Annotated in this window: 2 protein-coding genes; both read left to right on the forward strand. The window is 30.1% G+C overall.

The window, feature by feature from the left end; all coding sequences use genetic code 11:
* Positions 1 to 165: 165 nt before the first annotated feature.
* Positions 166 to 834: an energy transducer TonB gene (locus HH304_RS21055; protein ID WP_169685275.1), complete on the forward strand. Its 669-nt coding sequence runs from the start codon at positions 166 to 168 to the stop codon at positions 832 to 834.
* A gap of 70 nt (positions 835 to 904) precedes the next feature.
* Positions 905 to 1546 (forward strand): hypothetical protein, encoded by a 642-nt coding sequence (locus HH304_RS21060; RefSeq protein WP_169685276.1) that lies wholly within the window; start codon positions 905 to 907, stop codon positions 1544 to 1546.
* Positions 1547 to 1708: the final 162 nt, after the last annotated feature.

The following is a 1708-nucleotide window of genomic DNA, read 5'->3' on the forward strand; positions in this document are numbered from 1 at the left end:
AACAAAAATACTATAAGAACGACACCACAACAGCATGTATAAAGTTATGGCGGCTGTAGAGTCAGCTCAAGCGCCGGATTCTCGCTGGATTTCACCGTCCTATCGGACGCGAAATCGGCACGATAATCCGCCACAAACTCATACATTGAACGTTAACTTTAATTAATGAGAGTAATTGTAATCATACTAGTTCTATTGACTCAAAATTCTTTTGCTCAATCTATCGATACGGTTTATTTTGGAATTGACGGGATTGTTGCTTCTAAAGATTCAGCTTTCTTTGTAAGATATTATAACTATGATTCATCATCAAATAGATATAAATACAAGGAATGGTCATTAATTAAATTATCACATGGATATGAAGGTTCTGGTGAACTTATATCAATAGATCCTGAAATTAGGGATGGAGAATTTGAAGAGTTTGATCCATTGGGAAATCAAGTTACATATTTATATAAAGACAATAATTTCATAGATATTGTTAAATATCAAGATGCAGAAGGAAATCAATTAGCACCAGTGTACCCAATTTATTTATTAGATTCAACTTTTTATAATAAGGAATTTATAGTAGATCTCAAAAAAACAATAATGGACAGCCTAAAAGCTAAAAATTCTACTGATATACTTAAGTTATGTACATTAGCAGTCCTGGGATTTGTTATTGAAGTTGATGGTTCGTCTTCTAATATTCAGATGATAAAGGGTTGTCACAATATATTAGATGATCAAATTATTGAAATAATAAAGCAAAAAAAGTTTAAATCCCTAAACCATAATGGACTTGATGTGAGGGCAATTGTGACAATTCCCATAAGAGTAAAAAAATAAAGTTAACACTATTTAAAAATTCATTAAAACGCATTTTACACATGGCGTTATAGATCATTGAAATTTAACTATGAAGAGACTATTTTTTTTATTTTTTGTAATTATCAGTTTTAATTATTCATATAGTCAAACCTTAAAGGATATATTTCTTCAATTATCAAATTATGATGAAATCTCTGTAGAGGACAAAGAATTAATGATTAAGAATTATTTAATCGATCATAATTCGGAAATAGAAATTGGAGAAAGAAATATTTTCTTATACGATTACCAACCTAATAATGGATTTTTATCTTATGGAGGCAAATATGAAGGAATAAATAGTGTAGTTTTTTGGAATTTATCAAATGGCGGACAATTAATAGCTGATTGGAGTCAAAGTTGTGGGCCTATATGCGATGAAAATATTAGGTTTTTTATCCGCCATAATTCAAAAATGGTTTATCAAGAACAATTTAATGTTCTACCAACTATAACAATAAGGGATTTTATAGACATTGATAAAATGATAAATGATGAAATAAATGTTGATGAAATTATTCTGTCATTTTACAGTTATGACCTTGGTTACATCTTACCGGAAAAAGGGAAAAACTTAATTATTGAATCACAATATATTGAATTATTTTTCCCTGAGGAATATGAAGAATATAAACTTGGGCAAACCATTGAATTAATATGGAATGATGGGACATTTGTAAAACAGAAATAAACTGATCTATAACAAAGCCTAAGCACCATACCCCACCCCGAGGGCTGGGGTTCGCCGCTTAGCCTGAACGTTGTGGTGCATATAAAAAACAAAAAATAAATGAGCTTTTTAAAAGCAGAATGGAGAAAACTAGCAATTGCAAATTATGCGATTGACAAAGAT

It is taken from the genome of Marinigracilibium pacificum (assembly GCF_012926615.1).
GTDB lineage: Bacteria > Bacteroidota > Bacteroidia > Cytophagales > Cyclobacteriaceae > Mangrovivirga > Mangrovivirga pacifica.